Origin of the sequence: Mesorhizobium sp. M7A.F.Ca.US.005.03.2.1, from assembly GCF_003997795.1 — a bacterium.
Classification (GTDB): Bacteria; Pseudomonadota; Alphaproteobacteria; order Rhizobiales; family Rhizobiaceae; genus Mesorhizobium; species Mesorhizobium ciceri.
The window spans coordinates 1-6,649 of the sequence record NZ_RZRP01000312.1; the positions used below are offsets into that span (position 1 = coordinate 1).

Below are 6,649 nucleotides of genomic sequence, written 5' to 3' on the forward strand. Positions count from 1 at the left end.
ACCAAGGACGGCGTCACCGTCGCCAAGGAAATCGAGCTTGAAGACAAGTTCGAGAACATGGGCGCGCAGATGGTCCGCGAAGTTGCTTCGAAGACCAACGACATCGCCGGCGACGGCACCACGACCGCGACCGTTCTGGCGCAGTCGATCGTCCAGGAAGGCCACAAGGCCGTTGCCGCCGGCATGAACCCGATGGACCTGAAGCGCGGCATCGATCTGGCCGTGACCGAAGTCGTCTCGGCGCTCGGCAAGGCTGCCAAGAAGATCAAGACCTCCGAGGAAGTTGCCCAGGTCGGCACGATCTCGGCCAATGGCGACGAGTCGGTCGGCAAGATGATCGCGGAAGCGATGCAGAAGGTCGGCAACGAAGGCGTCATCACGGTTGAAGAAGCCAAGACCGCCGAGACCGAACTCGAAGTCGTCGAAGGCATGCAGTTCGACCGCGGCTACCTCTCGCCCTACTTCGTCACCAACGCCGACAAGATGGTTGCCGAGCTCGAGGACGTCTACATCCTCCTGCACGAGAAGAAGCTGTCCAACCTCCAGGCCATGCTGCCGGTTCTCGAAGCCGTCGTGCAGACCTCGAAGCCGCTGCTCATCATCTCGGAAGACGTCGAAGGCGAGGCTCTGGCCACGCTGGTCGTCAACAAGCTGCGTGGCGGCCTGAAGATCGCCGCCGTCAAGGCGCCGGGCTTCGGTGATCGCCGCAAGGCCATGCTGGAAGACATCGCCATCCTCACCGGTGGCCAGGTCATCTCGGAAGACCTCGGCATCAAGCTCGAGAACGTCGGCCTCAACATGCTCGGCCGCGCCAAGAAGGTGTCGATCTCCAAGGAGAACACCACCATCGTCGACGGCGCCGGCAAGAAGGCGGAGATCCAGGGCCGCGTTGCCCAGATCAAGCAGCAGATCGAAGAGACCACTTCGGACTACGACAAGGAGAAGCTGCAGGAACGTCTCGCGAAGCTCGCGGGCGGCGTTGCGGTGATCCGCGTCGGCGGTGCGACGGAAGTCGAAGTCAAGGAAAAGAAGGACCGCGTCGATGACGCCCTCAACGCGACCCGCGCGGCCGTCGAAGAAGGCATCGTTGCTGGTGGTGGCGTCGCGCTGCTGCGCGCTTCGGCCAACATCAAGGCCACCGGCGTCAATGCCGACCAGGCCGCTGGCATCAACATCGTTCGTCGTGCGCTGCAGGCTCCGGCCCGCCAGATCGCGGCCAACGCCGGTGCGGAAGCATCGATCGTTGCCGGCAAGATCCTTGAGAACAAGGGCGCGACCTTCGGCTACAACGCCCAGACCGGCGACTATGGCGACATGATCGCCATGGGTATCGTCGATCCGGTCAAGGTTGTCCGCACCGCTCTCCAGGACGCGGCCTCGGTCGCCGGCCTGCTCGTCACCACCGAAGCCATGATCGCGGAGGCTCCGAAGAAGGAGTCGGCTGGCGGCGGCATGCCTGGCGGCATGGGCGGCGGCGGCATGGGCGGCATGGGCGGCATGGATTTCTAATCCAGCCCTATCAGCCTTCAGATACGGAAAGGGCGGCAGAGATGCCGCCCTTTTCGTTTACGCGGACCTCGATCGCCGCGCCTCCGTCGGTTCTCAGACGGCGGCATCCGCGCGTTGCTTTACCTCGCCAGCAAGCACCGCGGCTTCGATCAACGCCGCGACCTCATCAGCCACCGCCTGTAAGGGGGCGCGGTCTCGGGTGGCGCGGGCGATCACCATCAGCCCTTCCAGTGACGATTCGACCAGCAGTGCCAATGCATGCGCGCGGCGCGCGGGCACCCCTGCCCTGACGAAGGCGTCCCGCAGCAGACCTATCCACTGTTCGAAGGCCGAGCGGCACAACTCCGCCAGTTCCGGCACGTCGGTGGGCGAGTCCAGCACGACAGGCGCGATCGGACAGCCGAGTGAAAACTGGTTGTCTTCCAGCATGCGCCCCACCGACTGGTAGATATGATGGACGGCTACCGCCGGATCCTTTTCGGCGGCCAGCGCTTCGCCCAGCCTCTCCGTCACGTCGGCAACGCTGGCGCGCGTCACCTCGATGACCAATTGGTCCTTGCCGCCGGGAAAATGAAAATACAGCGAGCCCCGCGGTGCGCCGCTGGCGCTCAATATGTCGTTGAGCGAGGTGCCGTGATAGCCGTGCTGCCTGAGCAGCAGCCCAGTCGTCTCGAGTATGCGGGTGCGGGTGTCGTTGGCCATGTCAACCTCTGTCAGTAGGAATCATTATAGGCCTTGCGCAGAATATCACAATCGGTCTACATAATATGTAGATCAGTCTATATATTCCTTGAGGAGAACGAAATGCGCAACTACCGCCTCGAAGGATCCGGGACCGAATCCCTGGTGATGCGCGAGGCGGCGCAGCCAGAGCCGAAACCGCATGAGATCGTGGTGCGCGTTCGCGCCACATCGCTCAACCGACGCGACACGATGATCCTCAACGGCACCTATCCGCTGCCGCCACGCCAAGGCGTCGTTCCGCTGAGCGACGGGGCTGGTGAGGTTGTCGCCGTCGGCGCTGCCGTCACCCGCTTTGCCGTCGGCGACCGTGTCACCGGCAGCTATTTCGCGCGCTGGATCGACGGCCGCATCCATGCCGGGCTCGTCGACCAGCTCGGCTGCACGCTGGACGGCATGCTGGCGGAATATGCGGTTCTCGACGAACAATGGGCGGTGCGGCTGCCCGATCATCTCGACTGGCAAGAGGCCGCAACGCTGACCTGCGCCGGCCTGACCGCCTGGAATGCGGTGACGGGCGCCGGAATTCCGAAGCCCGGCCAATGGGTTCTGGTCATCGGCTCGGGCGGCGTCTCGCTCTTTGCATTGCAGTTCGCCAAGCTGCTCGGCTGCCATGTCGCCGTCGTCACCTCGCGCGGCGAGAAAGCCGACAGGCTGCGGGCGCTGGGCGCCGACCTGGTGATTTCGACACCGGATATGCCGCAATGGGGTGCGGCCGTCCGCGACCAGACCGGCGGCATCGATCTCGTCGTCGAGACCGGTGGCCCGGCGACCTTCGCGCAGTCGCTGATCGCCAGCACGCTTTACGGGCACATCGTGCTCTTGACGCTGCAGGATGCGAAAGGCGGATCGATCCAGCTGCCGGCGGCACTCTACCAGCGCAGCCTCGCCACCATCAGCCGCCTGTTCGTCGGCAGCCGGACCAATCTCGAAGCCATGCTGCGCGCCGTCTCGCAGCACCGCCTGCGGCCCGTCATCGACAAGGTCTTCGCCTTCACCGAGGCCGGCGATGCCTATCGCTATTTCCAGCAGGGCGACGTCGTTGGGAAGGTGATCATCGACGGCGCCTGACCCATCGAGTCCTCAAACCCAAGGGAGAACGACCATGACAATTCGTGAAGCCTCGGCCAAGTGGCAAGGGACGCTGAAGGAAGGTTCGGGCCGGTTGCGGCTCGGCAGCGGCGTCTTCGAAGGCGCCTATTCCTTCCCGTCGCGTTTCGAGAACGGTCCGGGCACCAACCCGGAAGAACTGATCGCCGCGGCGCATGCAGGCTGCTTCTCGATGGCGCTGAGCGCCATGCTGGGCAACGCCAATCATGTCCCGACAAGCATCAGCACCGTCGCCAAGGTGCATCTTGGCGCAACCGCTGCCGGTCCGACGATCACCCGCATCGAACTCGAAACCGAGGCAGAGGTCGCGGGACTTGCCGAAGATGAATTCGAGCGCCTTGCACAGTCCGCCAAGGCGGGCTGCCTCGTCTCGCGGGCCCTTGGCGGCGTGTCTCAGATCACCCTCAAGGCAACGCTCGTCGAAGCCACCAAAGGTCAATGAAGCCAGGAGAAAGAAGATGACACAGGAGCTTGTCATGGACGCAAACGCGTACGGTCTGTCCCAGCAGACGGCCGAGATCATGCGGCGCTACAACGACGTATTCCAGCGCCATGATCCTTCGGCACTCGCCGAGCTGGTGGCCGACGATTGCGTGATCGAGAACACCGTGCCGGCGCCGGACGGCGCCCGCCATGCCGGCAAGGAAGCGTGCGTCGCGCTTTGGACGGCGATCGCGACCCAGGCCGGCACGCGCTTCGATATCGAGGAAACCTTCGTTGCCGGTGACCGGGCAACGATCCGCTGGCGCTATTTCATGACCGACGGCAATTCGCTGCGCGGCGTCAACCTCATGCGTGTGGCCGATGGGCGGATCGTCGAAGCGATGGGTTATGTGAAGGGGCAGCGCGCCCCGAGCAATGCCCCGAAAGCGCATAACCGCTTTTCGCCCGGAATAGCGCAACAAAGGAGAGCGGATCAGCGAGACTGAACCGCTCCCCGCTACCGATCGGCCAGCGCCAGCTTTGCGCCGAGCATGACGAAAGCGCCGGCGAAGGTCCGGCGCATCCAGGTCAACACCATTGGCCGCGAGACGACATGGCTGCGGATCGAGGCTGCGAAGATGCCGTAGCCGACGAAAACCACGAAGGTCAAAAGCATGAAGACGGAACTCAGTTCCAGCATTTTCGACAGCGCATTGGGCTCGGTGGTGCTGACGAACTGCGGCAGGAAGGCGAAGAAGAAGATCGACAGTTTCGGATTGAGCACGTTGACGAGGATACCGGTGGCAATCACCTTGCCGGCCGAGCGCGGCGTCACATCCTGCTCGACGCTGAGGCCGCCCTTTTCCTTCAGCGTGTTCCAGGCCATGTAGAGCAGGTAGGCGACGCCGAGATATTTCAGCGTCTCGAAGGCGAGCGCACTGGTGTGCAGCAGCGCCGCCAGGCCAGTGATGGCGGCGGCCATGTGCGGGATGATGCCGAGCGTGCAGCCGAAGGCGGCGATGACGCTGGCCCGCGCACCGCGCGAGAGGCCGGCGCTCAGCGTGTAGAGAACGCCGGTGCCGGGCGAAGCCACGACAATCAGGGACGTCAACAGAAATTCGATGCTCACGATGGTTCCTCCGGCACCCTACCCGGCCAGGAAGGTACCGGGCTGCGGGTCGGCGCACAAGCGGAGGCGACGGGAGATTGGCTACACCGGTAATCCGAGCGCCTGGCGTGCCATCAGACACTCCTCGTCGCCGGGCATGCAGGCGCGACAGACGTCCGGCCGCACGTCGTAGATGCCGCAAGCGGTCGACTTGCCGATCTCGCCGGACAGCGCCGAGCAGCGCACGCCCTCGCAACGCATGCCTGACAGGTCGGATGCGACATATTTTTCCGGGATACGGTCGAGCTGTGCGTCATCTTCGGTGGAAAAGCGCGGCCACTCGGCCGAATAGGAACAGCAGGCACCGCAGCTTTGGCAATCGAAGGTGCCCTGTTGCGACGACAAAACGCTTGCGGCGGCCACCAGGGCGGACAGCCCTGGCGCGGCGGGGTTGTGATCTGCGTCTTGCGGCAAGGCGCTATTTCTTCTTGGCCGTCTTGCCCTTCGGCGAATCCGCCGGCGACTTGAACAGGTCGGTCGCCGCCTCGGTGGCATCGCCAGCTTTCGGCGCGGCAACCGGCTTGGCCGGTTTTGCCGCGGCACCCGAGGCTGCCGGCTGATCCTTGGAGGAGAATTTTATGGCCATGTCAGTCCTCGTCGGCGAAGCGCGATGATGGGGCGCGCGGATTGCGCAGGCGGCCGATCAGCGCCGAAACGGCCGTGATGTTCATTTCCTCGGGCGACCAGTTTTTCACCGCCTCGATGTGATGGGCTGCCAGCTCGCGATGCGTGCTGCCGCTGTAGGCGGCGTCCTGATACGTCACCCGCTCATGGGTCTTGGCGTCTTCGCGGACATACTCGATCAGGTAGTTCGGGCATTCGGCGCGGCCGCGCACGCCGACGCGAACCTGGGCATCACCGTGGGCACGCTTGCAGCGCTCGAGCTTTTCCAGCACACGCCGGACGAATTCGACCGGCTTGTCGAGGCCTTCGACCATATCGGCAATGGTTGCGTCGGCGGCGATCGGTGTTGGCGGTACGCGTTTGGTGGCCATCAGCGTCGTCCGGCCCGCTTCGGCAAAGCGGCTAGCGCGGCGGCGGCGGCCATCTCGTCGGCCTCCTTCTCCAGGCGCAATTCGCGCAGACGCGCGGTCTTGGCTTCGCGTGCCTCGCTGACGGCGTCGCGCTCGGAATTGATGCGGTTGAGCGACATCGACTGGGTTTGCGTCTTGCTGAACAGGGACACGGCCTGATCGACGGTTGTCTTTGAACTGGTGGTCAAATCTTTCTCCTGTCAGGAGCCTGTGCCGATGGAGCGAGACCGGGTCTTCGGTCAGGATCACGCACAAAGCAATACGCGCGGCGAATTCAAATTGCTGGAGCGTCCCTTAGCACGTCCAGGCCGGCGCGCAGCGCACTTTCGGCGGCAAGGCGCGGAAAATGAAAAAGGCCAGGCACCGCCTGACCTTCCATGAGAGCGTCGCGCAACCAGATGACATCCAAAAGGATGCACCGCACGGGAACGCCCTGCTTATGCACATGATATGCCGTGGAAACTCAGGTCGCCGCGGCCATGCGCCCGAATTCGCCACTCACCGGTGCCAGTACATCCGTGGTCACCGGGAGAGCAGAATTCGTTTTTCAGGCCGCCTTCAACTGGTCGGCGGACATCTTGCCCGACTTGTTGTCGCGGACCATCTCGTAGCCGAGCTTCTGGCCCTCGACGATGTCACGCATGCCGGCGCGCTCTACGGCCGA

Annotated in this window: 9 protein-coding genes and 2 pseudogenes; 4 read left to right on the forward strand and 7 right to left on the reverse strand. The window is 64.0% G+C overall.

All coding sequences use genetic code 11. From position 1 onward, the window contains the following. A partial coding sequence (groL, locus tag EN991_RS18250; RefSeq protein WP_127369262.1) for a chaperonin GroEL occupies positions 1 to 1,509 on the forward strand: 1,509 nt, incomplete at its 5' end. Positions 1,510 to 1,602: 93 nt separating this feature from the next. On the opposite strand, the gene EN991_RS18255 is transcribed toward groL, so the two are convergent. Further along, entirely contained in the window at positions 1,603 to 2,211 is a 609-nt protein-coding gene (locus tag EN991_RS18255) for a TetR/AcrR family transcriptional regulator (RefSeq protein ID WP_127369263.1), read from the reverse strand. 102 nt (positions 2,212 to 2,313) lie between these two features. On the opposite strand from EN991_RS18255, the gene EN991_RS18260 reads away from it, so the two are divergent. The 3 genes and pseudogenes from EN991_RS18260 to EN991_RS18270 form a co-directional block, all read left to right on the forward strand. Beyond that, positions 2,314 to 3,321: an NAD(P)-dependent alcohol dehydrogenase gene (locus EN991_RS18260; protein ID WP_127369264.1), complete on the forward strand. Its 1,008-nt coding sequence runs from the start codon at positions 2,314 to 2,316 to the stop codon at positions 3,319 to 3,321. A gap of 34 nt (positions 3,322 to 3,355) precedes the next feature. Further along, entirely contained in the window at positions 3,356 to 3,802 is a 447-nt protein-coding gene (locus EN991_RS18265; protein WP_027163315.1) for an OsmC family protein, read from the forward strand. Between the two features lie 16 nt (positions 3,803 to 3,818). After that, positions 3,819 to 4,202 (forward strand): annotated as a pseudogene (locus EN991_RS18270) (nuclear transport factor 2 family protein); the annotation flags it as partial. A 98-nt stretch (positions 4,203 to 4,300) separates the two neighbouring features. On the opposite strand, the gene EN991_RS18275 reads toward EN991_RS18270, so the two are convergent. The 6 genes and pseudogenes from EN991_RS18275 to EN991_RS40960 form a co-directional block, all read right to left on the reverse strand. Next, the gene (locus EN991_RS18275; RefSeq protein WP_013532395.1) at positions 4,301 to 4,912 is read right to left on the reverse strand and encodes a LysE family translocator; all 612 of its coding nucleotides are present in this window, start codon (positions 4,910 to 4,912) and stop codon (positions 4,301 to 4,303) included. An 81-nt stretch (positions 4,913 to 4,993) separates the two neighbouring features. Then, entirely contained in the window at positions 4,994 to 5,314 is a 321-nt protein-coding gene (locus EN991_RS18280; RefSeq protein WP_032809400.1) for a YkgJ family cysteine cluster protein, read from the reverse strand. Between the two features lie 55 nt (positions 5,315 to 5,369). Next, positions 5,370 to 5,537, reverse strand: coding sequence for a hypothetical protein (locus EN991_RS18285; RefSeq protein ID WP_013532397.1), 168 nt, complete (start codon positions 5,535 to 5,537; stop codon positions 5,370 to 5,372). A gap of 1 nt (position 5,538) precedes the next feature. Beyond that, positions 5,539 to 5,946, reverse strand: a complete 408-nt coding sequence (locus EN991_RS18290; protein ID WP_013532398.1) for a hypothetical protein — start codon at positions 5,944 to 5,946, stop codon at positions 5,539 to 5,541. Continuing rightward, on the reverse strand, positions 5,946 to 6,173 hold the full coding sequence (locus tag EN991_RS18295; RefSeq protein WP_013532399.1) for a hypothetical protein: 228 nt from the start codon (positions 6,171 to 6,173) through the stop codon (positions 5,946 to 5,948). Before EN991_RS18295 ends, EN991_RS18290 begins: the two co-directional genes overlap by 1 nt. A 359-nt stretch (positions 6,174 to 6,532) precedes the next feature. Next, positions 6,533 to 6,649, reverse strand: a pseudogene (locus EN991_RS40960) (cold-shock protein); the annotation flags it as partial.